Origin of the sequence: Rhodobacter capsulatus, assembly GCF_005144475.1 — a bacterium.
Classification (GTDB): domain Bacteria; phylum Pseudomonadota; class Alphaproteobacteria; order Rhodobacterales; family Rhodobacteraceae; genus Rhodobacter; species Rhodobacter capsulatus_C.
Genome location: NZ_SWJZ01000043.1, coordinates 1 through 24,220 on the forward strand (window position 1 = coordinate 1; position 24,220 = coordinate 24,220).

The following is a 24,220-nucleotide window of genomic DNA, read 5'->3' on the forward strand; positions in this document are numbered from 1 at the left end:
GTCAGCGTCGTCTTGCCGTGGTCCACGTGGCCGATCGTGCCGATGTTCACGTGCGGCTTGTTCCGTTCAAACTTTGCCTTTGCCATAATGGCCTCCTGGTTCGTTGATCCTGCGCGAGAGAGGGCCCGGGTGTCCCGGGCCCAGTCGCATCAGGCGTGTTTTTTCTGGATCTCGGCCGAGATGTTGTCCGGCACGGTGTCGTAATGGTCGAACTCCATCGAGAACACGGCGCGGCCCGAGGACATCGAGCGCAGCGTGTTGATGTAGCCGAACATGTTCGCCAGCGGGACCATCGCGTTGATCACGTTCGCGTTGCCGCGGCTGTCCTGGCCGTTGATCATGCCCCGACGCGAGGTCAGGTCGCCGATGACGCCGCCGGTGTATTCTTCCGGGGTCACCACTTCGACTTTCATGATCGGCTCGAGCAGCTTCGCACCGGCCTTTTTCAGGCCTTCGCGCATGGCGGCACGCGAGGCGATTTCGAAGGCCAGCACCGAGGAGTCGACGTCGTGGAAGGCACCGTCGATCAGCGCCACCTTGAAGTCGATCACCGGGAAGCCCGCGAGCGGACCGGAGTCCATCACCGACTTGATGCCCTTTTCGACGCCGGGGATATATTCCTTCGGCACCGCACCACCGACGATCTTCGATTCGAACGAATAGCCTTCGCCCGGTTCGGTCGGCGAGATCACCAGCTTCACGCGCGCGAACTGGCCGGTACCACCGGTCTGTTTCTTGTGCGTGTAGTCGATTTCATGCTCGCGCGAGATCGTTTCGCGATAGGCCACCTGCGGCGCACCGATGTTCGCCTCGACCTTGAACTCGCGACGCATGCGGTCGACGAGGATGTCGAGGTGAAGTTCGCCCATGCCCTTCATGATCGTCTGCCCCGATTCGACATCGGTTTCGACGCGGAAGGACGGGTCTTCGGCGGCCAGACGGGCCAAGGCGATGCCCATCTTTTCCTGGTCGGCCTTGGTCTTCGGTTCGACCGCGATCTCGATCACCGGGACCGGGAAGGTCATGGTTTCAAGGACGACCGGCGCCGACGGATCGCAAAGCGTGTCCCCGGTGGTGGTTTCCTTGAGGCCCCCCAGCGCGATGATGTCGCCCGCGAACGCTTCCGAGATTTCCTCGCGGTCGATGGCGTGCATCATCATCATGCGGCCAACGCGCTCGCGGCGCTGCTTGGTCGCGTTCATCATCGCGTCGCCCTTGGCCAGCTTGCCCGAATAGATCCGGGTGAAGGTCAGCGAGCCCACGAAGGGGTCGTTCATGATCTTGAACGCCAGACCCGAGAAGGGCTGCTCGTCATCGGCCGAACGGGCGATGTTGCGCGTCTCGGACTCGTCGCCCGGCGCGAAGCCCATGTAGGGCGGCACATCGAGCGGCGAGGGCAGATAGTCGACCACGGCGTTCAGAAGCGGCTGCACGCCCTTGTTCTTGAACGACGACCCCGCCAGAACCGGGATGAAGTCGATGGCCAGCGTGCCCTTGCGGATCAGCTTGCGCAGCGTTTCCTCGTCGGGCTCGTTGCCCTCGAGGTAAGCTTCCATCGCGTCATCGTCCTGACCGACGGCGGTTTCCAGAAGGTTCAGACGCCATTCTTCGGCTTCGTCCTTCAGTTCCGCACGGATCGGCTGACGCTTCCACGACGCGCCAAGATCTTCGCCCTCATAGACCCATTCTTCCATGGTCACGAGGTCGATGATGCCTTCGAGCTTGTCTTCCGCGCCGATCGGCAGGACGATCGGCATGGCGTTGGCGCCGGTCCGGTCCTTGATCATGCGGACGCAGTTGAAGAAGTCGGCGCCGGTCTTGTCCATCTTGTTGACGAACACGATCCGCGGAACCTTGTAGCGGTCAGCCTGACGCCACACGGTTTCGGTCTGCGGTTCCACGCCGGCGTTGCCGTCGAGCAGAACCACGGCCCCGTCAAGCACCGCAAGCGAGCGTTCGACTTCGATGGTGAAGTCGACGTGGCCGGGGGTGTCGATGATGTTGAAGCGGAACTTCGACGACTTGTCGCCAACGCCGGTCGAGGGATCGATCTGACGATTCCAGAACGTGGTGGTGGCCGCCGAGGTGATGGTGATCCCGCGTTCCTGTTCCTGTTCCATCCAGTCCATCGTCGCGGCCCCGTCATGGACCTCGCCGATCTTGTGCGACTTGCCGGTGTAGTAAAGGATGCGTTCCGACGTCGTGGTCTTGCCCGCGTCGATGTGGGCAATGATCCCGAAGTTGCGGTACCGCTCAAGCGGATATTCGCGTGCCATGGTGACCCCTTACCAGCGGTAATGGCTGAACGCTTTGTTCGCGTCGGCCATCTTGTGGGTGTCTTCGCGTTTCTTCACCGCCGAGCCGCGCGAGTTCATGGCGTCGAGCAGCTCGCCCGCGAGGCGCTCTTCCATGGTGTTCTCGTTGCGGTTCTTGGCGGCGTTGATCAGCCAGCGGATCGCCAGCGCCTCGCGGCGGGTCGGACGCACTTCGACGGGCACCTGATAGGTGGCACCGCCGACGCGACGCGACCGCACCTCGACCGAGGGCTTCACGTTGTCGAGCGCTTCGTGGAACACTTCCACCGGCGCACGCTTCGCACGGGTCTCGACGCGCTCCAGCGCGTTGTAGACGATCCGTTCCGCGACCGACTTCTTGCCGTCGATCATCAGGTTGTTCATGAATTTGGTCAGCACGCGATCGCCATATTTGGCGTCGGGCAACACTTCGCGCTTTTCAGCTGCGTGACGACGAGACATCTGGTGATCTCCTTATTTCGGACGCTTGGCGCCGTATTTCGAACGACGCTGGCGACGGTCTTTGACGCCCTGGGTATCCAGCACACCGCGCAGGATGTGGTAACGGACACCCGGAAGGTCTTTCACCCGGCCGCCGCGAATGAGCACGACGGAGTGCTCTTGCAGGTTGTGCTTTTCGCCCGGGATGTAGGAGATGACCTCGAAGCCATTCGTCAGGCGGACCTTGGCCACCTTACGCATAGCGGAGTTCGGTTTCTTCGGCGTCGTGGTGTACACGCGCGTGCACACGCCCCGCTTTTGCGGGCACGACTGAAGGTGCTGCGACTTGCTGCGCTGCACCTTGGGCTGCCGCGGTTTGCGGATCAGCTGCTGGATCGTCGGCATTCGGTTCCCCGTTCTGCTGTCAATACTCGCACCCGGACCAGGGTGCGCCACTTCTCGACGACATTCCGCGCCCATCGCGAAACGCCAAATCCGTCCGGGCTGCCCGAAGGCTGCCGAACGGTTGATATCCAGAGGAGCGGGCTATGGGACCCGGACCATCACCACTGAAAATCGACTCCCGCGGGCAGATCTGTCCGCAGGATGGCGGGGCTATAGGGGGTTGTGCCCCCCTTGTCAACCGCGCTGCCCCGGCGGCGGCGGCGGCCGGCTCAGGTGCCGGCCATCAGCCTCTCGATCGTGTCGAAATCGAAGCCGAATTTCTGCCGCAGCAACACCGCCGCCCGTTTCGGCTCGACCGCCTCCATCGAGCCCGAAAAATGCGGGTTCGACTTGTTGTCCCGGTGCAGGGTGCGCAGATAGACGATGTCCTGCTGATCCATCCAGGTGTTGTGCACCTGCCCGAGGGCGCGGTGGTTGTAGGCATAGATGTTGCCCGCGAAAGACACCGGCGCCAGCAGCGCGGTGCCGATCGACAGCGGCGTGCGCTCGACCGCGCGCTGATAGCTCGTGCCCTGTTTCGAATAGGTCAGATAAAGCCCGCGGTTGAAGGAAATCCCGATCGGCTCGTCCTTCTCGGGGATGGTGTGGACCTTGGCCGCCAAGGCCCGCAAGGTCGCGATGAAATTGAGGTTCACCGCGTCGTCGTCATCCAGCCGAAAGCTGGTGCGATGGGTGAAGCCCGCGCTGGAGACTTCGGCAAAGGCCTCGCGGATGCCCTGATAATGGTTCATCGGCGGCTTTTCGACGATCTGCACGAAGGGCAGCCCGTGCAGAAGCTTGTCGAGCCGCTTGCGCCATTTCTTCGGAAAATCCTGTGCCAGCAGAAAGATGCAGGTGAAATCGGGATCGGTCTGCGCCTTCAGAGTTGGCAGGCAGATGCCCTCGAACAGGCGGAAGCGCCGTTCCAGCCGGGCCTCGTCGAACAGGAAGGCCTTCATGTCCGCGACGGTGTCGAAGCCGGGGTAGAAATCGCCGGTGGTGACAAAGGAAAAGCGGATCAACCCGACGATCTGATTGCGAAATTCTGGCGACAAGGCACTGGCTCCCGTTCTGATCGGGGCAGGATTTCCGCTTCGGTCCCACGGGTCAAGGCAAAAGAAAACCCCCGCGCAGCGGACTGCGCGGGGGATTCGATCGGATCAGGCGATCAATCGCGGCTTTCCGGGGTCTCCACCGGGCCGAAATCGTCGTCGCCATAGCCGGTGTCGATCGGCGCCGCCAGAGCCGCGGCATCGATCGCCTCGGCGCGACGGGTCTCGATCACCTTGTTGTCGCGCTCGGCCGCGATCTTGCGCACGCGGGTGGTGGCGCCACCCGTGCCCGCCGGGATCAGACGGCCGACGATGACGTTTTCCTTCAGGCCGACAAGCTTGTCGCGCTTGCCCTGCACCGAGGCTTCCGTCAGCACCCGCGTCGTTTCCTGGAACGAGGCCGCCGAGATGAACGACCGCGTCTGCAAGGACGCCTTGGTGATCCCGAGCAGCACCGGCTCGCCCGTCGCGGCACGGCCGCCGCGGGCTTCGACCTTGGCGTTCTCTTCGTCGAACTCCGACTTGTCGATGTTCTCGCCCTTGAGCAGCGTGGTGTCGCCACTGTCGAGGATCTCGATCTTCTGCAGCATCTGCCGCACGATCACCTCAATGTGCTTGTCGTTGATCTTCACGCCCTGCAGCCGGTAGACGTCCTGCACCTCGTCGATGAGGTAGTCGGCCAGGGCCTCGATCCCCATGATGCGCAGGATGTCATGCGGCGCCGGGTTGCCGTCCATGATGTAGTCCCCCTTCTGCACGAAGTCGCCTTCCTGCACCGGGATGTGCTTGCCTTTCGGCACCATGTATTCGACCGGCTCCAGCCCGTCTTGCGACGGCTCGATGGTGATGCGGCGCTTGTTCTTGTAGTCCTTGCCGAAGCGCACATAGCCATCCAGTTCGGCGATGATCGCGTGATCCTTCGGGCGACGGGCTTCGAACAGTTCCGCCACGCGGGGAAGACCCCCGGTGATGTCCTTGGTCTTGGCACCTTCGCGCGGGATCCGCGCCACCACGTCCCCGGCCTTCACGTCCTGCCCGTCCTCGATCGACAGAATCGCGTCGACCGACATCGGATAGGTGACCGGGTTGCCCGCATCGTTGCGCACCGGCTCGCCATCGGCATTGACGATGATGATCTCCGGCTTCAGATCGTTGCCCTTCGGCGCCGAGCGCCAGTCGGTCACGATCTTCTGCGTCATGCCGGTGGCTTCGTCGGTCTCTTCGCGCACCGCAATGCCCGAGATCAGGTCGACGAATTTCGCCACACCGGCCTTTTCGGCGATGATCGGCAGGGTATAGGGGTCCCATTCGAACAGTTTGGTGCCGCGTTTCACCGCGTCGCCATCCTTGACGAAGATCTTCGAGCCGTAGGACAGCTTGTGGCTGGCCCGTTCCTCGCCTTGCTCCGAGACGATCGCCAGCTGCATGTTGCGGCCCATGACGATCTGCTCGCCCGCGTCGTTGATCAGCAGGTTGGCGTTGCGGAACTCGATCTTGCCCTCCTGGCTCGCTTCCAGGAACGACTGTTGACCGCCCTGCGCGATGCCGCCGATGTGGAAGGTCCGCATCGTCAGCTGCGTGCCCGGTTCCCCGATCGACTGCGCCGCGATGATGCCCACCGCTTCGCCCTGGTTGACCAGCGTGCCGCGCGCCAGATCGCGACCGTAGCAGAGCGCGCAAACGCCCTCTTCGGCCTCGCAGGTCAGCGCCGAGCGGATCCGGATCGACTGGATCGCATTCTGCTCGATCAGGTCGGCCTTGCGCTCGTCGATCAGCTCGTTCTTGCGCACCAGCACCTCGTCGGTGCCCGGCACCAGAACGTCATCGGCGGCGACACGGCCCAGCACCCGTTCCGACAGCGGCGCGACGACTTCGCCATCGTTCACGGCCGCCGAAGCGGTGATCGCGCGTTCGGTGCCGCAGTCATGCGAACGCACGATGCAGTCCTGCGCCACGTCCACCAGACGACGGGTCAGATACCCCGAGTTCGCCGTCTTCAGCGCGGTATCGGCCAGACCCTTCCGGGCGCCGTGGGTCGAGTTGAAGTATTCAAGAACGGTCAGACCTTCCTTGAAGTTCGAGATGATCGGCGTCTCGATGATCTCGCCCGAGGGCTTGGCCATCAGACCGCGCATCCCGCCGAGCTGCTTCATCTGCGCGGGCGAGCCCCGCGCCCCGGAGTGGGACATCATGTAGACCGAGTTCGGCTCTTTCTCGGCGCCCGCATCATCGACGCGCACGGCGGAAATTTCCTTCATCATCTCGGCCGCGACGGCATCCGAGCATTTCGACCAGGCATCGACGACCTTGTTGTACTTCTCACCCTGGGTGATCAGACCGTCCATGTATTGCTGTTCGAATTCCTTGACCTGATCGCGCACGGCATCGACGATCTCCCACTTGCGTTCGGGGATCAGCATGTCGTCCTTGCCGAACGAGATGCCCGCCTTGAACGCTTCGCGGAAGCCCAGACCCATGATCTGGTCACAGAAGATCACCGATTCCTTCTGGCCGCAGTAGCGGTAGACGGTGTCGATGACGTTCTGCACGTCTTTCTTCCGCAACGGGCGGTTCACCAGATCATAGGGCGCCTTGGCATTGAGCGGCAGCAGCGCGCCCAGACGCACCCGACCCGGCGTGGTGTCGTAGCGCTTCCAGACTTCGTTGCCCTCGTCGTCGATCTGCTTGATCCGGGCCTTCACCTTGGCGTGCAGGTGCACGACGCCCGAGGTCAGCGCATGTTCGACTTCCTCGACCGAGGCGAAGACCATGCCTTCGCCGACCATGCCCTTGCGCTCCATCGTGGTGTAGTAAAGCCCAAGGATCATGTCCTGCGACGGAACGATGATCGGCGCGCCGTTGGCGGGCGACAGAACGTTGTTCGTCGACATCATCAGCACGCGCGCCTCAAGCTGGGCTTCCAGCGAGAGCGGAACGTGAACGGCCATCTGGTCGCCGTCGAAGTCGGCGTTGAAGGCCGAGCAGACGAGCGGGTGCAGCTGGATCGCCTTGCCTTCGATCAGGATCGGTTCGAAGGCCTGGATGCCCAGACGGTGCAGCGTCGGCGCGCGGTTCAGCAGCACCGGATGCTCGCGGATCACCTCGTCGAGGATGTCCCAGACCTCGGGACGTTCTTTCTCGACCAGTTTCTTCGCCTGTTTCACCGTGCTCGACAGGCCCTTGGCTTCAAGGCGCGAGTAGATGAAGGGCTTGAACAGCTCGAGCGCCATCTTTTTCGGCAGGCCGCATTGATGCAGCTTCAGTTCCGGCCCGGTCACGATGACCGACCGGCCCGAGAAGTCGACGCGCTTGCCGAGAAGGTTCTGACGGAACCGGCCCTGCTTGCCCTTGAGCATGTCCGAGAGCGACTTCAGCGGCCGTTTGTTGGTGCCGGTGATGACGCGGCCGCGGCGGCCGTTGTCGAACAGCGCGTCAACCGCTTCCTGCAGCATCCGCTTTTCGTTGCGCACGATGATGTCGGGCGCCCGAAGTTCGATCAGCCGTTTCAGACGGTTGTTCCGGTTGATCACGCGCCGGTACAGGTCGTTCAGGTCGGACGTGGCGAACCGGCCGCCATCGAGCGGCACCAGCGGGCGCAGTTCCGGCGGAATCACCGGCAGCACCGTCAGGATCATCCACTCGGGACGGTTCTTCGATTCGAGGAAGCTTTCGACGATCTTAAGACGCTTGATGATCTTCTTCGGCTTCAGCTCGCCGGTGGCTTCCTTCAGCTCCTCGCGCAGCTGTTCCGCCGTGGCTTCCAGATCGATCGCCGAGAGCATCTCGCGGATCGCTTCCGCGCCGATGTTGGCGGTGAAGGCATCGGCGCCGAACTGGTCCTGCGCATCCAGATATTCGTCTTCGGTCAGCAGCTGGCCATAGGACAGCTCCGTCAGACCGGGTTCGATCACGACGTAGTTTTCGAAGTAAAGGATGCGTTCCAGATCCCGCAGCGTCATGTCGAGCATCAGGCCGATGCGCGAGGGCAGCGATTTCAGGAACCAGATGTGGGCGACGGGCGAGGCCAGCTCGATATGGCCCATGCGCTCGCGGCGGACCTTTTGCAGCGTGACTTCAACGCCGCATTTCTCGCAGACGACGCCGCGATACTTCATCCGCTTGTACTTGCCGCACAGGCACTCGTAGTCCTTGATCGGCCCGAAGATGCGGGCGCAGAACAGGCCGTCGCGCTCGGGCTTGAAGGTCCGGTAGTTGATCGTCTCGGGCTTCTTGATCTCGCCATAGGACCACGAGAGGATCCGTTCCGGCGAGGCCAGCGAGATCTTGATCTCGTCAAAGGCCTTCGGCTGCGCCAGCGGGTTGAACGGGTTGTTGTTGGTGATTTCCTGGTTCATCAGATCTTTCCTTGATTGAGGTCAGAGGGGGGTGGTGAGCGCTCGCGCGCTCACTCTTCCTCCGAATCCAGGAGTTCCATGTTGAGGCCGAGGCCCCGAACTTCCTTGACGAGCACGTTGAACGATTCCGGCACGCCGGCCTCGAAGTTGTCCTCGCCCTTGACGATGCTCTCGTAGACCTTGGTCCGGCCCGCGACGTCGTCCGACTTCACCGTCAGCATCTCCTGCAGGGTGTAGGCGGCGCCGTAAGCTTCCAGAGCCCAGACCTCCATCTCCCCGAGACGCTGACCGCCGAACTGCGCCTTGCCGCCCAGCGGTTGCTGGGTAACAAGCGAATACGGCCCGGTCGAGCGCGCGTGCATCTTGTCGTCGACAAGGTGGTGCAGCTTGAGGAAGTACTTCACGCCCACGGTGACCGGACGGGCGAATTGCTCGCCGGTGCGGCCGTCGAAGACGATCGATTGGCCCGACTTGTTGAAGCCCGCGCGCATCAGCGCATCGTTCACGTCGGCTTCCTTGGCGCCGTCAAAGACCGGGGTGGCGATCGGAACACCGCCGCGCACATGCTCGGCGCATTCGACGAACCGGTCGTTCTCCATCTCGGCAAAGACGTCCTCGTAGGTCTCGTCGCCATAGCCGTGGCGCATTTCCTCGCGCACCGGGGTCAGGTCACCGTTGCGACGATAGGCTTTCAGCGCCTCGTCGATCCGGATGCCGAGACCACGGCTGGCCCAGCCCATGTGGGTTTCCAGGATCTGCCCGACGTTCATCCGCGACGGCACGCCGAGCGGGTTCAGCACGAGGTCGACCGGGGTGCCATCGGCGAGGAACGGCATGTCTTCGATCGGAACGACCTTCGACACCACGCCCTTGTTGCCGTGACGACCGGCCATCTTGTCGCCCGCTTGCAGCTTGCGCTTCACCGCGACGAAGACCTTGACCATCTTCATCACGCCGGGGGGCAGATCGTCGCCCTGACGGACTTTCTCCACCTTGTCATCGAAGCGATGTTCCAGGGCACGTTTCTGCGCGTCGAACTGGTCGTTCAGCGCTTCCACTTCCTTGGCATCGGCTTCGTTTTCAAGGGCAAGCTGCCACCACTGGCCACGCGACAGCGAGGCGAGCAGCTCTTCGGTGATTTCCGACCCGGCCTTGATCGAGGTGTTCTTCGGCCCCTTGACCGTCACCTTGCCAAGGATCAGCGTTTTCAGACGCGCGTAGATGTTGCGTTCCAAAATCGCCATCTCGTCGTCGCGGTCGCGGGCGAGACGTTCGATTTCCTCGCGCTCGATCTGCAGCGCGCGTTCGTCCTTGTCCACACCATGACGGTTGAAGACGCGGACTTCGACGATCGTGCCATAGGCGCCGGGCGGCAGACGCAGCGAGGTGTCGCGCACGTCGGACGCCTTTTCGCCGAAGATGGCGCGCAGAAGTTTTTCTTCCGGCGTCATCGGGCTTTCGCCCTTCGGCGTGATCTTGCCCACGAGGATATCGCCCGGGCCGACCTCGGCGCCGATATAGACGATGCCCGCCTCGTCAAGGTTGCGCAGGGCTTCCTCGCCGACGTTCGGGATGTCGCGGGTGATCTCTTCCGGCCCGAGTTTCGTGTCGCGCGCCGCCACTTCGTATTCCTCGATGTGGATCGAGGTGAACACGTCATCGCGGTGGATGCGTTCCGAAATCAGGATGGAGTCTTCGTAGTTGTAGCCGTTCCAGGGCATGAAGGCGACGACCACGTTGCGGCCAAGCGCCAGTTCGCCCTGATCGGTCGAGGGACCGTCGGCAACCACCTGCCCCTTCGACACCACGTCGCCCACCTTGACGATCGGACGCTGGTTGATCGTCGAAGACTGGTTCGAACGCTTGAACTTGCGCAGACGATAGATGTCGACGCCCGCGTCACCCATGCCGATGTCTTCATTGGCCCGGATAACGATCCGCGACGCATCGACCTGATCCACGACACCGCCGCGGCGGGCCATGATCGCGGCGCCCGAATCGCGCGCCACCGTCGCTTCCATGCCGGTGCCGACAAACGGCGCTTCGTTACGCAGCAGCGGAACCGCCTGACGTTGCATGTTCGAGCCCATCAGGGCGCGGTTGGCGTCGTCGTTTTCAAGGAAGGGGATCAGCGCCGCGGCGACCGAAACCAGCTGTTTCGGCGACACGTCGATCAGGTCCACGGCCTCGACCGGGTTCAGCATGAATTCGCCCGACTGACGCGTCGAGACCAGATCGTTCACGAACTTGCCGTTCTCGTCGAGCGTGGCGTTCGCCTGCGCGATCGTGTGGCGCATCTCTTCCGTGGCCGACATGTAGACGACTTCGTCGGTCACCTGACCATCGTGAACCTTGCGATAGGGGGTCTCGATGAAGCCATATTTGTTGACGCGCGCGAAGGTCGCCAGCGAGTTGATCAGACCGATGTTCTGACCTTCGGGCGTTTCGATCGGGCACATCCGGCCGTAGTGGGTCGGGTGAACGTCGCGAACCTCGAAGCCCGCGCGTTCACGGGTCAGACCGCCCGGCCCGAGCGCCGAAAGGCGACGCTTGTGCGTGACTTCGGACAGCGGGTTGGTCTGGTCCATGAACTGCGACAGCTGCGAGGAGCCGAAGAATTCGCGCACCGCGGCCGCGGCCGGTTTCGCGTTGATCAGGTCCTGCGGCATCACCGTGTCGATCTCGACCGAGGACATGCGTTCCTTGATCGCCCGTTCCATGCGCAGCAGGCCGACGCGATACTGGTTTTCCATCAGCTCGCCGACGGACCGCACGCGACGGTTGCCGAGGTGGTCGATGTCGTCGATCTCGCCCTTGCCGTCGCGCAGTTCGACGAGGCCCTTGATGCAGGCGATGATGTCGGCGCGGCGCAGGGTGCGCTGGGTGTCCGGCGCATCCAGATCCAGACGCATGTTCATCTTCACCCGGCCCACGGCCGAGAGGTCATAGCGTTCGCTATCGAAGAACAGCGTGTCGAACATCGAGCTTGCGGCTTCGACGGTCGGCGGCTCGCCCGGACGCATGACGCGGTAGATGTCCATCAGCGCGCCGTCGCGGCCCATGTTCTTGTCCGCCGCCATCGTGTTGCGGATGTAGGGGCCGACGTTGATGTTGTCGATGTCGAGGCAGGGGATCTCGGTGATGCCGTTGTCGAGCAGCGTCTTCACCGAGCCGCCGACCAGCTGGCCGTCCCGGTCGTATTCCGCCGTCAGCTCGTCGCCCGCTTCGATGTAGATGTAGCCGGTGCGCTCGTTGATGATGTCCTTGGCGCAGTAGCGGCCGAGGATGTGGTCGAACGGCAAGAGCAGTTCGGTCACCTTGGCTTCATCAAGCCATTTCTTCACCATCCGCGGCGTGACCTTTTCGCCCGCCTTCAGGATCACTTCGCCGGTGCCGGCGTCGATCATGTCATAGGTCGGACGGGTGCCGCGCGCGCGCTCGGGGAAGAACTTCGACACCCAGCCGCGTTTGCCCTCGGCGCGGAAGGTGACGGTGTTGTAATAGGCATCCATGATGCCTTCCTGATCGAGGCCGAGCGCGTAAAGCAGCGTCGTCACCGGCAGCTTGCGGCGACGGTCGATGCGCGCGAACACCAGATCCTTGGCGTCGAATTCGAAATCGAGCCAGCTGCCGCGATAGGGAATGATCCGGCAGGCGAACAAGAGCTTGCCCGAGGAATGGGTCTTGCCGCGGTCATGGTCGAAGAACACACCCGGCGAGCGGTGCATCTGCGACACGATCACGCGTTCGGTGCCGTTGACGATGAAGGTGCCGTTCGGCGTCATCAGGGGCATGTCGCCCATGTAGACGTCCTGTTCCTTGATGTCCTTGACCGACCGCGCCCCGGTGGTTTCATCGACATCGAACACGATCAGACGCAGCGTCACCTTGAGCGGCGCCGAATAGGTCAGATCGCGGCTCATGCATTCGTCGACGTCATATTTCGGCTTTTCGAGCTCGTATTTCACGAATTCGAGGATCGCGTTGTCATTGAAGTCCTTGATCGGGAACACCGACTGGAAGACGCCCTTGATGCCCTCGCCGTCGAGCGGCTGATCGGCATCGCCCGAGCGCAGGAACAGGTCGTAGGAGGCCTTCTGAACCTCGATGAGGTTCGGCATTTCCAGAACTTCGCGGATTTTGCCGTAGTAGCGGCGGATACGCTTCTGACCAACGTAAGCTTGAGCCATGCTCGTCGTGACCTTTCGTCTCTTCGCGGGTGTGCATCGTCGGGGCCCGATGCACGCCGCTTGCGAATGGGGGGCGGTTCCATACCTGCCTTCCGTCCCACCGGAAGGCTCCCGAACCGACCCTGCCTTGGGAAAGGGTTTTGCAAAACCCCTTGCCGAGACAGGTACGGCTGGGCTCGGGGAAACCCCGAACCCAGCCTGAAGTCACCTGATAGGATGCGACAGCACCCTGCCCGATTACTTGAGCTCGACTTTGGCGCCAGCCGCTTCGAGCTTTTTCTTGATCTCTTCGGCTTCGCCTTTGGCAGCGGCTTCTTTCACCTTGCCACCAGCTTCGACGAGATCTTTCGCTTCTTTGAGGCCCAGGCCGGTGATGGCGCGGACTTCTTTGATCACGTTGATCTTGTTGGCACCGGCATCGACGAGCACGACGTCGAATTCGGTTTTTTCTTCTTCGGCCGGAGCCGCGGCAGCAGCCGGGCCAGCCATCATCACGGCGCCACCGGCGGCCGGTTCGATGCCATACTCGTCCTTGAGGATGGTTTTCAGTTCTTGGGCCTGCAGCAGCGTCAGGTTGACGATTTGCTCGGCAAGGGCTTTAAGATCGGCCATTTTTCCGTTCCATTCTGATATAGGGTTGATCCGACGTCGAGTTGTCCCGACGAAGGCAAGATGTTGCGTCAGGCGGCTTCCCGCTCCTCAAGCGTCTTGAGGATGCCCGCGATGTTGGAAGCAGGCGCGCCAATGGCACCGGCGATGTTCGAAGCAGGCGCCCCGATGCACGACGCGATTTGAGCGATGAGCTCTTCGCGCGACGGCATGGCGGCGACGGCTTTGACACCGGCCTTGTCCAGAGCGTCCTTGCCCATGGCCCCGCCAAGAATGTCGAACTTGTCGTTCGTCTTGGCATAGGCTTCCGCGACCTTGGCCGCAGCCACCGGGTCCTCGGAATAGGCAAGAACGGTCATCCCCGTCAGAAGTTTGGCCATGCTCTCGCAGGGCTTGCCTTCCAGGGCGATCTTGGCGAGCGTGTTCTTGGCAACGCGCACGGACCCACCCACGTCACGCATTTTCGCGCGCAGGTCCTGCATCTGAGCAACCGTCATGCCTTCGTAGCGGGCAACCACCACGACGCCAGAGCTTTCGAAGATCTGGCCGAGTTCCTCGACCACCTTCTCTTTTTGGGCTCTATCCACGGTTACACTCCAAGTGTGGGGGTTTCCCCCCGGCTCTGTTTCCTACGGGCGCATGCCCGCAGGTCGGGTCCGATCGGTTCCCGAGAGATCGCCCGAGGCAGCAGCCCCGGAAATTCTCGTTCCCCATCTCGGGAAGGACTTACGGGGGAAACCCCCACCCTCCGTCTCGGACAGGACGGGGCTTTTTCAAGCCCCGTCATTCGCCGGTTTCCCGGCAAATTCTCAGCGGGCCGCGGCCGAGGTCAGATCGACCGTCACGCCCGGGCCCATGGTCGAGGACAGCGACACCTTTTTCAGGTAGGTGCCCTTGGCGCCCGCCGGTTTGGCTTTCGACACCGCGTCGACAAAGGCGCGGACGTTGTCCGCCAGCTTGTCCTCGGTGAACGAGACCTTGCCGATGCCGCCGTGGATCACGCCGGCCTTTTCGACCTTGAACTGCACTTCGCCGCCCTTGGCCGCTTCGATCGCCGTTTTCACGTCCATCGTCACGGTGCCGACTTTCGGGTTCGGCATCAGGTTGCGCGGCCCGAGGATCTTGCCCAGACGGCCGACGAGCGGCATCATGTCCGGGGTGGCGATGCAGCGATCGAACTCGATCTTGCCCGACTGGATGGTTTCCATCAGGTCTTCGGCACCGACGATGTCGGCCCCGGCGGCTTTCGCCTCGTCGGCCTTGGCGCCACGGGCGAAGACGGCGACGCGGACGGTCTTGCCCGTGCCGTGCGGCAGCTGCACCACGCCCCGGACCATCTGGTCGGCGTGACGCGGGTCGACGCCCAGGTTCATCGCGATTTCAAGCGTTTCGTCGAACTTGGCCGAGGCCGCCGACTTGATCAGCTTGACGGCATCTTCAACCGAAAGGTTGGCCTTGCCTTCGAAAGCGGTCCGCGCAGCGGCCGAACGTTTACCGATCTTGGCCATGGCTTACCCCTTAACCTCGATACCGACCGACTTCGCCGAGCCGAGGATGATGTTGATGGCGCCCTGAATGTCGTTGGCGTTCAGGTCTTTCATCTTGGCTTCGGCGATCGCCTTGACCTGCGCGGCGGTCACGGTGCCCGCGACGACGTGGCCCGGCTTGACCGACCCCTTCGGACGGTTGCGCTTGCCCACCGGCTTCAGGCCAGCCGCTTTCTTCAGCATGAACGAGGCCGGAGCGGTCTTCGTTTCAAAGGTGAAGGATTTGTCGGCATAGTAGGTGATGATGCAGGGAACCGGCGATTCCGGCTCCAGCTCCTGCGTGCGGGCGTTGAACGCCTTGCAGAATTCCATGATGTTGATCCCGCGCTGACCCAGCGCCGGACCGATCGGCGGGGAGGGAGTGGCTTTCCCCGCCTTCACTTGCAGCTTCAGCTGCCCGATGACTTTCTTGGCCATGTGGCCTTCTCCTTTTCACTGCCGCCCCACCATGGGGCGAAGTTTAGTGGTCAGGCGGTCACCCGCCTCCCACGCATTCCCCTCAGGCGGTTTTCGACACCTGGGTGAATTCCAGCTCGACCGGCGTCGGCCGGCCAAAGATCGACACCGTGACCTTGAGGCGGCCCGCGGCGTCGTCGACTTCCTCGACCATGCCCGAGAAGCCCTCGAACGGGCCGTCGGTCACGGAAACATTCTCGCCGATCTCGAAGCGAATCAGGTTGCGCGGCGCGACGACTTCGCCGCTCGGCCCCTGACGGTTCAGGATCGTGTTGACTTCGCTGTCCCGCATCGGCGTCGGCTTGCCCTGCGGACCCAGGAAGCCGGTGACGCGGTTGATCGAGGTGATCGCGTGATAGCCGCGGTCGGTCATGTCCATGCGCACCAGCACGTAGCCGGGCATGAAGCGACGCTCCGACGTGACCTTCTTGCCGCGGCGGATCTCGATCACTTCTTCGGTGGGAACCAGAACTTCCTCGATCTCGTCCCCCAGGCCCTTGTCGATCACGGCCTGTTTGATCTGCTCGGCGACCTTTTTCTCGAAGTTCGAGAGAACGGAAACCGAATACCACCGCTTCGCCATCAACCTGCCTCTTTCCCCCCGGCGGCGAGCGCCGAAATTTTCTCTGCGCAACGGTCTTGCCGCTGCTCTCTCAACAAAGAACGGCGCGCATCATTCGAATCGATGCACGCCGGTTCTTGAGTGTCGTGCCCGTTTAGCCCTGCCCGCCCCGTATTTCAAGGGCTTCGATGGCCTCAGATGAACATTGCCTTGATCCCGAGGTTGATCACCCAATCCACGAGGGAAAAGAAGATCGCCGCCACCATCGCCATGGTCAGCACCATGACGGTGGTCAGAACGACCTCGCGCCGGTTCGGCCAGGTGATCTTGCCAACTTCCGAGCGCACCTGGCTCAGGAACTGGATCGGGTTTGCCATGCTGCTTCCTCTCATGCGACGGCGCCGGGATACGCGCAGATGCGGCAGAATTCAAGCGCGATGCGCCGATCTGCCCGACACCGAAACGGAACCGTGGCCGCAGCCGCCGGGATCATCCGATTTCAGCAAATGAAGGATGGCAGGAGTTGGGGGACTCGAACCCACGACCCTCGGTTTTGGAGACCGATGCTCTACCAACTGAGCTAAACTCCTGTGCCTGCCGCGTCACTACATATCTTGCGCGGGGCCGTCAAGCGGGTGACGGCGTTCCGCGCGCGGTTCTCGCGCACCAATTCGACGCAGGCCCCCCGGCCCCCCCGGCGCCGTTCCGGCACGACCCCGGGGCCGCCCCCGCCGCGGCGCCCGCCGCCGCAACTCCCTGCTTCCCAAAAGCGCCATTTTCCTGTATGCGCGCACAATCTGCGACGTGAGCCCAACCCCCCGGGCGCATGCGAAGGATTGGGGGGCGGCGGCAATGGGGCCGCCATATGCCGGGAGACATGGGAAGGTCCCATGCGTGCTCCCAGACAGGAAACGCTGATGTTCAACGTTACGAAAAAATCGATCCAGTGGGGCGGCGAGACGCTGACGCTGGAAACGGGCAAGGTTGCCCGTCAGGCCGACGGCTCGGTCATCGCCACTCTGGGCGAGACCTCGGTCATGGCCAACGTCACCTTCGCCAAGGAAGCGAAGCCGGGGCAGGATTTCTTCCCGCTGACCGTGCATTACCAGGAAAAATACTACGCCGCCGGCAAGATCCCCGGCGGTTTCTTCAAACGTGAAGCCCGTCCTTCGGAAAAGGAAACGCTGGTCTCGCGTCTGATCGACCGTCCCTGCCGTCCGCTGTTCGTCCCGGGCTTCAAGAACGAAGTGCTGGTGATGGCCACCGTGCTCTCGTGCGATCTGGTGAACGATCCCGACATCGTCGCGATGATCGCCGCCTCGGCCGCGCTGACGATCTCGGGCGTGCCCTTCATGGGCCCGATCGGCGCCGCGCGCGTGGGCTTTGCCCATGGCGCCTATGTGCTGAACCCGGCCATGGACGACATGACCAAGCTGCGCGACAACCCCGAGCAGCGTCTGGATCTGGTCATCGCGGGCACGAAAGATGCCGTGATGATGGTCGAATCCGAAGCCTATGAGCTGACCGAAGACGAGATGCTCGGCGCGGTGAAATTCGGCCACGAACAGATGCAGCCGGTGATCGACCTGATCATCGCGCTGGCCGAAGATGCCGCGAAAGAGCCCTTCCATTTCGACGCGCCGGATTACTCGGCGCTGCTCGGCCGGGTGAAAGCCGCGGGCGAGACCGAGATGCGCGCCGCCTTCGCGCTCCGCGACAAGCAGGAACGCTCGAATGCGATCTCGGCGACGGTCGATCTGATCAAGTCGAAGCTGTCGGAAGAAGATCTGGCCGACATCAACCTCGGTTCGGCGATCAAGGCGCTGGAATCGGGCATCCTGCGCGGTGACATCATCACCGGCGGCGCCCGCATCGACGGCCGCGACAACAAGACCGTCCGCCCGATCGTGGCGGAAGTCGGCCTCTTGCCGCGCACCCACGGCTCGGCACTGTTCACCCGCGGTGAAACCCAGGGCCTCGTGGTGACCACGCTTGGCACCGGCGATGATGAGCAGATCATCGACGCGCTGAACGGCAACACCCGTTCGAACTTCCTGCTGCACTACAACTTCCCGCCCTATTCGGTCGGCGAAGTGGGCCGCGTCGGCAGCCCGGGCCGTCGCGAGATCGGCCATGGCAAGCTGGCCTGGCGCGCGCTGCAGGCGGTTCTGCCCGCGGCGACCGACTTCCCCTACACGATCCGCGTCGTCTCCGAGATCACCGAATCGAACGGCTCGTCCTCGATGGCCTCGGTCTGCGGCGGCTCGCTCTCGATGATGGATGCCGGTGTGCCGCTGAAAGCCCCGGTGGCCGGTGTGGCCATGGGTCTGATCCTGGAAAGCGACGGCCGCTGGGCGGTTCTGACCGACATCCTGGGCGATGAAGACCACCTTGGCGACATGGACTTCAAGGTGGCGGGGACCGAAAACGGCATCACCTCGCTGCAGATGGACATCAAGGTCGCGGGCATCACCCCCGAGATCATGCAACAGGCGCTGGCGCAGGCGAAAGACGGCCGGCTGCACATCCTGGGCGAGATGTCGAAAGCGCTCTCCGCCGGTCGTCAGGAATTCTCGGCGCATGCGCCGCGGATCGAGACGATGACCATCCCGACCGACAAGATCCGCGAAGTGATCGGCTCGGGCGGCAAGGTGATCCGCGAGATCGTCGAGGTCTCGGGCGCCAAGGTCGACATCAACGACGACGGCGTGATCAAGATCGCCTCGGCCAATGCCGATGCCATCAAGAAGGCCTATGACATGATCTATTCGATCGTGGCCGAGCCGGAAGAAGGCAAGGTGTACCGCGGCAAGGTGGTGAAGCTGGTCGATTTCGGCGCCTTCGTGAACTTCTTCGGCAAGCGCGACGGTCTGGTGCATGTCTCGCAAATCGCGGGCAAGCGTCTGAACCACCCGAACGAGGCGCTGAAGGAAGGTCAGGAAGTCTGGGTCAAGCTTCTGGGCTTCGACGATCGCGGCAAGGTGCGCCTTGGCATGAAGATGGTCGATCAGGACACCGGCGCGGAACTGCCGCCGGAAACCCGGGCCAAGGAAGAACAGGCCGAGGCCTGATCTCTCCCGCAAGAAATGGCAAAGCCCCCGCTTCGGCGGGGGCTTTTGCGTTTCGGCCCTTTGACCGGCGGGCTTAGCGCCCGTAGACGGTATGGCGGGCCAGGTCGCGGGCATTGTGACGCGACAGGCCAAGGTCGAACCAGTCCGCATCGCTCATGCGGTCGAATTCCGCCAGCAGCGCGACATAGGCGCGGCGTTGCGCATGGGCCTGGCGCAGCTGCGCGACGGCACGGGCAAGGACATCAAGCAGGGCAAGCGGGCGGGGCTGGGACAGCGCGGAAGCGAGGGGCATCTTTTCGTCTTTCGGAACCGGCGGGACCATCCCGCCGTTACCGATAACTTGCGCCTGATGCTGCATTTGCACAATCCGGGGATTGGGCAATGCCGCGATGCGGAAAGCGCATGACTGGTAAGATTTGGTTACCACTTGCCGCGGAAATAATTTGATCAAATTATCCGGCGGGTGGCTTGTCACGCCGCCTTGCCCCTGTCACGCTGGCCCGGACAAGGGAGACTGCCATGATCGAGAAACGCCACTTCTACATCGACGGGACATGGGTCAGCCCGGACCTGCCGCGCGACCATTTCGTGATCGACCCCTCGACCGAGGAGCCCTGCGCGGTGATTTCGCTCGGCGACCGGGCCGATACCGAGACCGCCGTCGCCGCCGCCCTGCGCGCGGGGCCGGGCTGGGCCGCCACGCCGCCCGCCGAGCGTCTGGCCGCGGTCGAGCGGATCCTCGCGATCTATCAGGCCCGGGCCGAGGAGATGGCGCAAGCGATGAGCCTCGAGATGGGCGCACCGATCGACTTTGCCCGCGAAAATCAGGTCGGTGCCGGGGTCTGGCACATCTCGAATTTCATCAGGGCCGCCCAGGACTTCAAATGGGTGCATCCGTTGGGCGACGGCACGCCCGGCGCGATGATCGCTTACGAACCCGTGGGCGTCGTCGGGCTGATCACGCCGTGGAACTGGCCGATGAACCAGGTGACGCTGAAAGTCATCCCGGCGCTGATCGCCGGCTGCACGATGGTGCTGAAACCCTCCGAGGAGGCGCCGCTGTCCTCGCTGCTGTTCGCGGAATTCGTCCATGACGCGGGCGTGCCCGCGGGCGTCTTCAACCTGGTGAACGGCGACGGGCTCGGCGTCGGCACGCAGCTCTCCACCCATCCCGACGTCGAGATGATCTCCTTCACCGGCTCGACCCGGGCGGGCAAGGCGATCTCTCAAGCCGCGGCCAGCACGCTGAAACGGGTCTGTCTGGAACTGGGCGGCAAGGGGGCGAACCTGGTTTTCGCCGATGCCGACGACAAGGCGGTGGCCCGCGGCGTGCGGCATTGCATGAACAACTCGGGCCAAAGCTGCAACGCGCCGACGCGGATGCTGGTCGAACGCCCGCTTTACGACCGCGCCGTGGAGATCGCCGCCGAGGTCGCGGCCTCGATCAAGGTCGCCCCGGCGCAGGACTCCGGCCGCCACATCGGCCCGGTGGTGAACGCGGCGCAGTTCGAGAAAATCCAGTCGCTGATCGAAACCGGGATCAAGGAAGGCGCCCGTCTGGTCGCCGGGGGCCTTGGCCGCCCCGAGGGGCTGAACAAGGGCTTCTTCATCCGCCCGACGGTTTTCGCCGATGTCACCCCGGAGATGACGGTGATGCGCGAGGAAATCTTCGGTCCCGTGCTTTCGATCATGCCCTTCGACACCGAGGCCGAGGCCGTCGCGATCGCCAATGCCACGCCCTACGGCCTGACCAACTATGTGCAATCGCAAGACGGTGCGCGGCGCAACCGGCTGGCGCGACTGCTGCGCTCGGGCATGGTCGAGATGAACGGCCAGAGCCGCGGCGCGGGGGCGCCTTTCGGCGGCGTCCGCGCCTCGGGCCGCGCCCGCGAGGGCGGCCGCTGGGGCATCGAGGAATTCTGCGAGGTGAAGTCGATCTCGGGCTGGGCGGACTGACCCGCCCCCCCTCCAAAATCTGGCCCCTCCTTTATCTTGCCGCAAATATCCCGGGGGGGCGGGGGCAGCGCCCCCGCGGGTCGCGGCAACAGACCCCGGGTCCGCCCCAAAGCAAAACGCCTGCCCCGGGGGGCAGGCGTTCCGTTTTCCGAAACCCGGAAGGGATCAGCGGCGCAGGCCGAGGCGCTCGATCAGCGACTGGTAGCGGGCCACGTCCTTTTTCTTCAGATAGTCGAGCAGCTTGCGGCGCTGGGCCACCATCATCAGCAGGCCACGACGCGAGTGGTTGTCTTTCTTGTGGGCCTTGAAGTGCTCGGTCAGCGTCGCGATGCGCGAGCTGAGGATCGCCACCTGGACTTCCGGCGAACCGGTGTCGCCTTCCTTGGTGGCAAATTCTTTCATCAGACGGGTCTTGGTCTCGACGGTGATCGACATCGGGGTCTCCTGTGCAAAGGGTGATGGCGCAAGCCGGGATGTCGTCCAGCAGGGCCCGTGGAGTCTCCGCCGAATCCGGCGGATGGCGGCGTTTAGCGGAAAAGCGGTGCAAAGGAAAGCCCAAAGCCCGGGTCAGACGGCGCCGAATTCCTCGGGGGTGATCAAGAGCACATCCTCGGGGCGCAGATCGCCCGCATCGACGACCTCGGCCAGATGCACCCCGTTCAGCGTGATCCAGACATTGCCCTCGGTCGTCGCGGGCTCCAGCGTCACTTCCGGGGTGACGCCGTTGTCCGGGTCATAGACGACCACGATCTGATCGGCGTTCGAATCGTAATCGGTGATCGTCGCGGGGGTTTCGGGGTCGATCCACTCGCCCAGCGCGAACAGATCGCCATCCTCACCGCCCGAGGCCAAATCACCCGCACCTATCATCAGCGTATCGGCCCCCACACCGCCGTTGAGGAAATCCATACCATCGGCATCACTGTTGCCGCTTTGGGCGTCCGAAACAACCCCGATGAGCAGATCATCGCCATTTCCGCCGCTCAGCTCGTCCGTGCCGGTGCCGCCGCTCAGCGTGTCATCCCCGGCGTTGCCGCACAGGCTGTCATCGCCCGCATCGCCGGACAGGCTGTCATCCCCCGCGCCGCCCAGAAGCAGATCCGCCCCGGTGCCGCCGCTCAGGCTGTCGTCGCCGAAGCCCGCCGCCAAAGTGTCATCGCCCGCATCGCCCGTCAGCGTGTCGGTGCCATACTCCCCTTCAAGGCTGTCGTCGCCGGTCCCGCCCGCAAGGCTGTCGTCGCCCGCCGCGCCCAAAAGGCTGTCATCGCCATCGCCGCCGCTGACCGTGTCATCGCCCGCATAGCCGTTGATCTGGTCGTCCCCCGCCAGACCGTCAAGCTGATCGTCGAAAAGATCGCCCCAAAGGATATCGCGCCCGTCGGTCGCCTCGGGAGAGGTCTCGGGCTCGGTCGGGGTGTCGCCGGGAAGGGTGGTCTCGGTGTCATCGGTCGGCGGATCTTCCGGGACGGTGCCGCCATCGGTGCCCGTGCCATCCTCGGTGCCGTCTTCCGTGCCGGTTCCGGCGTCGGCCTGATCCTGGGCGTCGTCGTCGACCGTCTCGGTCTCATCCTCCCCGGTGGGCGCGACACCCGCCGCAAGCCCCGCCATCAAAAGACCCAGAAACCCCGACAGGAACAGCATGGCGCACCCTCACCTTCACCAGCCCATCATAGCCGAAACCGCGCCGCGGAACAAAAGCAAACTCGGCGAAAACAAGGTCGCAGCGTGGTTTTCCTGGGGCATGGTTAAGCTTCGGGGCACAGGCAGCGTCAGACCCAGCGCTGCAACGGCTGCGCATAGCCGATGTAGAGCGGATGTTTCGGCGCCCCGGCGGCGGTCAGGCCCAGATGGTGCAGATCGCGCCCCGATTCGCGCAGCAGCCGCGCCACCGCCGCACCGCGGCCCAGATGCGCCCCATGCGTGCCCCAGGCGCAGACGATGCGGTCCGCCGGCCCCCCCGCCCAATCCACACTCTCGCGGATCGCGGCGTCGTTTTCCGGCCCGACCGGATCGGCCACGGCCCGCATCGCGCGCGGGTCGGTGGCGCGAAAGGCGAAGATGTTCGTCACCCGGAAGGCGCCAAAGCCCAAAGCCCGCGCCCGGCGTTCGCAGCGCTCCACCGTCGGGTCGTTCTGCACCTCGGTCGCGGTCGAGGGGTTGAGCATCACGAAAAGCGCCCGCGGCAGGGCGTCGTCCCAGACCCGCGTCAGCAGATAGCGATAGGCCTCGCAGTCGGAATAGACCGCCACCGAGGGGGCATCGCCCTTGACATGGGTCCGGGTGATCATGCCTCGGGCCGGTTGAAGACGCGGTCGGGGTGGACCTCGCCGCCCATGTAGCGGCCCACCGCAATGGCCAGACCGTGATGGCTGACCCAGACCTCGGTGCCGAAATCGATGCCCGAGCAGATCACCTGACCGGGGTTGCCATGGCCCAGCCGCACCGCGCCTTCGACGGTGGCCTTGACCTCGGGCAGATCGTCCAGCCCCAGTTCCAGCGGCAGCAGCTGCGCGTCCAGCTCGGGGCTGCGCGCCATCCGGTCGATGTCGTCAAGGCTCAGGCCCTTGTCGGCCTCGAACGGGCCCGACCAGACCCGGCGCAGCCAGAGCACATGGCCAAGGCAGCCCAAGGCCTGCCCCAGATCGCGGGCGATGGCGCGGACATAGCCGCCCTTGCCGCAGACCATTTCCAGCTCGACCGTGTCGGCATCGGGCCGCGAAATCATCTCGAGGCTTTCCACCCACAGCGGCCGCGCGGCCAGATCCATCCCCACGCCTTCGCGTGCGAGATCATAGGCGCGCTCGCCCTCGACCTTGACCGCGGAATATTGCGGCGGCACCTGCAGGATGTCGCCGCGGAACGCGCCCAGCGCGGCCAGAATCTCGGCATCGGCGGGGCGGCTGTCGGACCGGGCGACGACCGCGCCCTCGGCATCGTCGGTCGCCGTCGCGGCGCCGAAGCGGACCTGAAAGCGGTAGCATTTCAGCGCATCGGTGATGAAGGGCACGGTCTTCGTCGCCTCGCCCAAAGCCACCGCCAGAACGCCCGTCGCGGCCGGGTCCAGCGTGCCCGCATGGCCCGCCTTCTTCGCGTCAAAGGCCCAGCGCACCTTGCCCACGACCGCGGTCGAGGTCACCCCCGCCGGCTTGTCGACGACAACCCAGCCCGAAATCTCGCGACCCTTCTTGCGACCCATGACCGTCTCCCTGATGCAAGCCCGCCTGCTAGCGCCTTGCGGCCTGC

20 protein-coding genes and 1 tRNA gene are annotated in these 24,220 nt (G+C 63.8%); 2 read left to right on the top strand and 19 right to left on the bottom strand.

From position 1 onward, the window contains the following. The 14 genes from FBT96_RS21280 to FBT96_RS10930 form a co-directional block, all read right to left on the bottom strand. Window positions 1-86 (bottom strand): GTP-binding protein (locus FBT96_RS21280; protein WP_211643483.1); only part of this gene is annotated, 86 nt, incomplete at its 3' end. 63 nt (window positions 87-149) lie between these two features. Continuing rightward, window positions 150-2,276 carry an elongation factor G gene (gene fusA / locus FBT96_RS10870; RefSeq protein ID WP_136906547.1) on the bottom strand — a complete coding sequence of 709 codons (2,127 nt, stop codon included), beginning with the start codon at window positions 2,274-2,276 and terminating at the stop codon, window positions 150-152. 9 nt (window positions 2,277-2,285) lie between these two features. Further along, on the bottom strand, window positions 2,286-2,756 hold the full coding sequence (rpsG, locus tag FBT96_RS10875; RefSeq protein ID WP_136906549.1) for a 30S ribosomal protein S7: 471 nt from the start codon (window positions 2,754-2,756) through the stop codon (window positions 2,286-2,288). Window positions 2,757-2,768: 12 nt separating this feature from the next. Further along, a complete protein-coding gene (rpsL, locus tag FBT96_RS10880) occupies window positions 2,769-3,140 on the bottom strand; it encodes a 30S ribosomal protein S12 (protein WP_010399029.1) in 372 nt (123 codons plus the stop codon). Between the two features lie 269 nt (window positions 3,141-3,409). Then, window positions 3,410-4,234 (bottom strand): glycosyltransferase, encoded by an 825-nt coding sequence (locus FBT96_RS10885; protein WP_169583385.1) that lies wholly within the window; start codon window positions 4,232-4,234, stop codon window positions 3,410-3,412. Window positions 4,235-4,347: 113 nt separating this feature from the next. Continuing rightward, on the bottom strand, window positions 4,348-8,586 hold the full coding sequence (gene rpoC / locus FBT96_RS10890; protein ID WP_136906553.1) for a DNA-directed RNA polymerase subunit beta': 4,239 nt from the start codon (window positions 8,584-8,586) through the stop codon (window positions 4,348-4,350). Window positions 8,587-8,636: 50 nt separating this feature from the next. Then, window positions 8,637-12,776, bottom strand: coding sequence for a DNA-directed RNA polymerase subunit beta (gene rpoB / locus FBT96_RS10895; RefSeq protein WP_136906555.1), 4,140 nt, complete (start codon window positions 12,774-12,776; stop codon window positions 8,637-8,639). A 237-nt stretch (window positions 12,777-13,013) separates the two neighbouring features. Further along, window positions 13,014-13,388: a 50S ribosomal protein L7/L12 gene (gene rplL, locus FBT96_RS10900; RefSeq protein ID WP_055209133.1), complete on the bottom strand. Its 375-nt coding sequence runs from the start codon at window positions 13,386-13,388 to the stop codon at window positions 13,014-13,016. A 68-nt stretch (window positions 13,389-13,456) separates the two neighbouring features. Beyond that, window positions 13,457-13,972 carry a 50S ribosomal protein L10 gene (rplJ, locus tag FBT96_RS10905; RefSeq protein ID WP_013066036.1) on the bottom strand — a complete coding sequence of 172 codons (516 nt, stop codon included), beginning with the start codon at window positions 13,970-13,972 and terminating at the stop codon, window positions 13,457-13,459. 222 nt (window positions 13,973-14,194) lie between these two features. Further along, entirely contained in the window at window positions 14,195-14,893 is a 699-nt protein-coding gene (rplA, locus tag FBT96_RS10910; protein ID WP_136906557.1) for a 50S ribosomal protein L1, read from the bottom strand. A gap of 3 nt (window positions 14,894-14,896) precedes the next feature. Continuing rightward, a complete protein-coding gene (rplK, locus tag FBT96_RS10915; protein WP_055209131.1) occupies window positions 14,897-15,349 on the bottom strand; it encodes a 50S ribosomal protein L11 in 453 nt (150 codons plus the stop codon). An 82-nt stretch (window positions 15,350-15,431) separates the two neighbouring features. Further along, window positions 15,432-15,971: a transcription termination/antitermination protein NusG gene (nusG, locus tag FBT96_RS10920; protein WP_136906559.1), complete on the bottom strand. Its 540-nt coding sequence runs from the start codon at window positions 15,969-15,971 to the stop codon at window positions 15,432-15,434. A 173-nt stretch (window positions 15,972-16,144) separates the two neighbouring features. Next, window positions 16,145-16,327: a preprotein translocase subunit SecE gene (gene secE, locus FBT96_RS10925; protein ID WP_136906562.1), complete on the bottom strand. Its 183-nt coding sequence runs from the start codon at window positions 16,325-16,327 to the stop codon at window positions 16,145-16,147. A gap of 137 nt (window positions 16,328-16,464) precedes the next feature. After that, window positions 16,465-16,540, bottom strand: a tRNA-Trp gene (locus FBT96_RS10930). Window positions 16,541-16,867: 327 nt separating this feature from the next. Here FBT96_RS10930 and pnp point away from each other — a divergent pair. Further along, on the top strand, window positions 16,868-19,021 hold the full coding sequence (gene pnp / locus FBT96_RS10935) for a polyribonucleotide nucleotidyltransferase (protein ID WP_136906738.1): 2,154 nt from the start codon (window positions 16,868-16,870) through the stop codon (window positions 19,019-19,021). A 73-nt stretch (window positions 19,022-19,094) separates the two neighbouring features. Here pnp and FBT96_RS10940 read toward each other — a convergent pair whose 3' ends face one another. Beyond that, window positions 19,095-19,313: a hypothetical protein gene (locus FBT96_RS10940; protein ID WP_136906564.1), complete on the bottom strand. Its 219-nt coding sequence runs from the start codon at window positions 19,311-19,313 to the stop codon at window positions 19,095-19,097. A gap of 227 nt (window positions 19,314-19,540) precedes the next feature. Between FBT96_RS10940 and FBT96_RS10945 the strand changes: the two genes are divergently transcribed. Beyond that, window positions 19,541-20,977, top strand: coding sequence for an aldehyde dehydrogenase family protein (locus FBT96_RS10945; protein ID WP_136906566.1), 1,437 nt, complete (start codon window positions 19,541-19,543; stop codon window positions 20,975-20,977). 165 nt (window positions 20,978-21,142) lie between these two features. Here the strand turns inward: FBT96_RS10945 and rpsO are convergent, their stop codons facing one another. The 4 genes from rpsO to truB all read right to left on the bottom strand — a co-directional run bounded on the left by rpsO (window position 21,143) and on the right by truB (window position 24,173). After that, window positions 21,143-21,412, bottom strand: coding sequence for a 30S ribosomal protein S15 (rpsO, locus tag FBT96_RS10950; protein ID WP_013066028.1), 270 nt, complete (start codon window positions 21,410-21,412; stop codon window positions 21,143-21,145). Window positions 21,413-21,544: 132 nt separating this feature from the next. Next, window positions 21,545-22,618, bottom strand: coding sequence for a calcium-binding protein (locus FBT96_RS10955; RefSeq protein ID WP_136906568.1), 1,074 nt, complete (start codon window positions 22,616-22,618; stop codon window positions 21,545-21,547). A 128-nt stretch (window positions 22,619-22,746) separates the two neighbouring features. Continuing rightward, entirely contained in the window at window positions 22,747-23,265 is a 519-nt protein-coding gene (locus FBT96_RS10960; protein ID WP_136906570.1) for a DUF1643 domain-containing protein, read from the bottom strand. Continuing rightward, the gene (truB, locus tag FBT96_RS10965; RefSeq protein ID WP_136906571.1) at window positions 23,262-24,173 is read right to left on the bottom strand and encodes a tRNA pseudouridine(55) synthase TruB; all 912 of its coding nucleotides are present in this window, start codon (window positions 24,171-24,173) and stop codon (window positions 23,262-23,264) included. The genes FBT96_RS10960 and truB overlap by 4 nt, the downstream gene beginning before the upstream one ends. Window positions 24,174-24,220: the final 47 nt, after the last annotated feature.

Coding starts and splice junctions, on each gene's coding strand:
- rplK (WP_055209131.1), bottom strand. CDS start 15,349: ATGGCCAAGAAAGTCATCGGGCAGCTGAAGCTGCAAGTGAAGGCGGGG.
- secE (WP_136906562.1), bottom strand. CDS start 16,327: ATGGCAAACCCGATCCAGTTCCTGAGCCAGGTGCGCTCGGAAGTTGGC.
- rplL (WP_055209133.1), bottom strand. CDS start 13,388: ATGGCCGATCTTAAAGCCCTTGCCGAGCAAATCGTCAACCTGACGCTG.
- rplA (WP_136906557.1), bottom strand. CDS start 14,893: ATGGCCAAGATCGGTAAACGTTCGGCCGCTGCGCGGACCGCTTTCGAA.
- truB (WP_136906571.1), bottom strand. CDS start 24,173: ATGGGTCGCAAGAAGGGTCGCGAGATTTCGGGCTGGGTTGTCGTCGAC.
- nusG (WP_136906559.1), bottom strand. CDS start 15,971: ATGGCGAAGCGGTGGTATTCGGTTTCCGTTCTCTCGAACTTCGAGAAA.
- rpsO (WP_013066028.1), bottom strand. CDS start 21,412: ATGTCGATCACCGTCGAGACCAAGACCCGTCTGATGAAAGAATTTGCC.
- FBT96_RS10940 (WP_136906564.1), bottom strand. CDS start 19,313: ATGCCCCTCGCTTCCGCGCTGTCCCAGCCCCGCCCGCTTGCCCTGCTT.
- rpsG (WP_136906549.1), bottom strand. CDS start 2,756: ATGTCTCGTCGTCACGCAGCTGAAAAGCGCGAAGTGTTGCCCGACGCC.
- rpoC (WP_136906553.1), bottom strand. CDS start 8,586: ATGAACCAGGAAATCACCAACAACAACCCGTTCAACCCGCTGGCGCAG.
- FBT96_RS10960 (WP_136906570.1), bottom strand. CDS start 23,265: ATGATCACCCGGACCCATGTCAAGGGCGATGCCCCCTCGGTGGCGGTC.
- fusA (WP_136906547.1), bottom strand. CDS start 2,276: ATGGCACGCGAATATCCGCTTGAGCGGTACCGCAACTTCGGGATCATT.
- rpsL (WP_010399029.1), bottom strand. CDS start 3,140: ATGCCGACGATCCAGCAGCTGATCCGCAAACCGCGGCAGCCCAAGGTG.
- FBT96_RS10945 (WP_136906566.1), top strand. CDS start 19,541: ATGATCGAGAAACGCCACTTCTACATCGACGGGACATGGGTCAGCCCG.
- pnp (WP_136906738.1), top strand. CDS start 16,868: ATGTTCAACGTTACGAAAAAATCGATCCAGTGGGGCGGCGAGACGCTG.
- FBT96_RS10955 (WP_136906568.1), bottom strand. CDS start 22,618: ATGCTGTTCCTGTCGGGGTTTCTGGGTCTTTTGATGGCGGGGCTTGCG.
- rpoB (WP_136906555.1), bottom strand. CDS start 12,776: ATGGCTCAAGCTTACGTTGGTCAGAAGCGTATCCGCCGCTACTACGGC.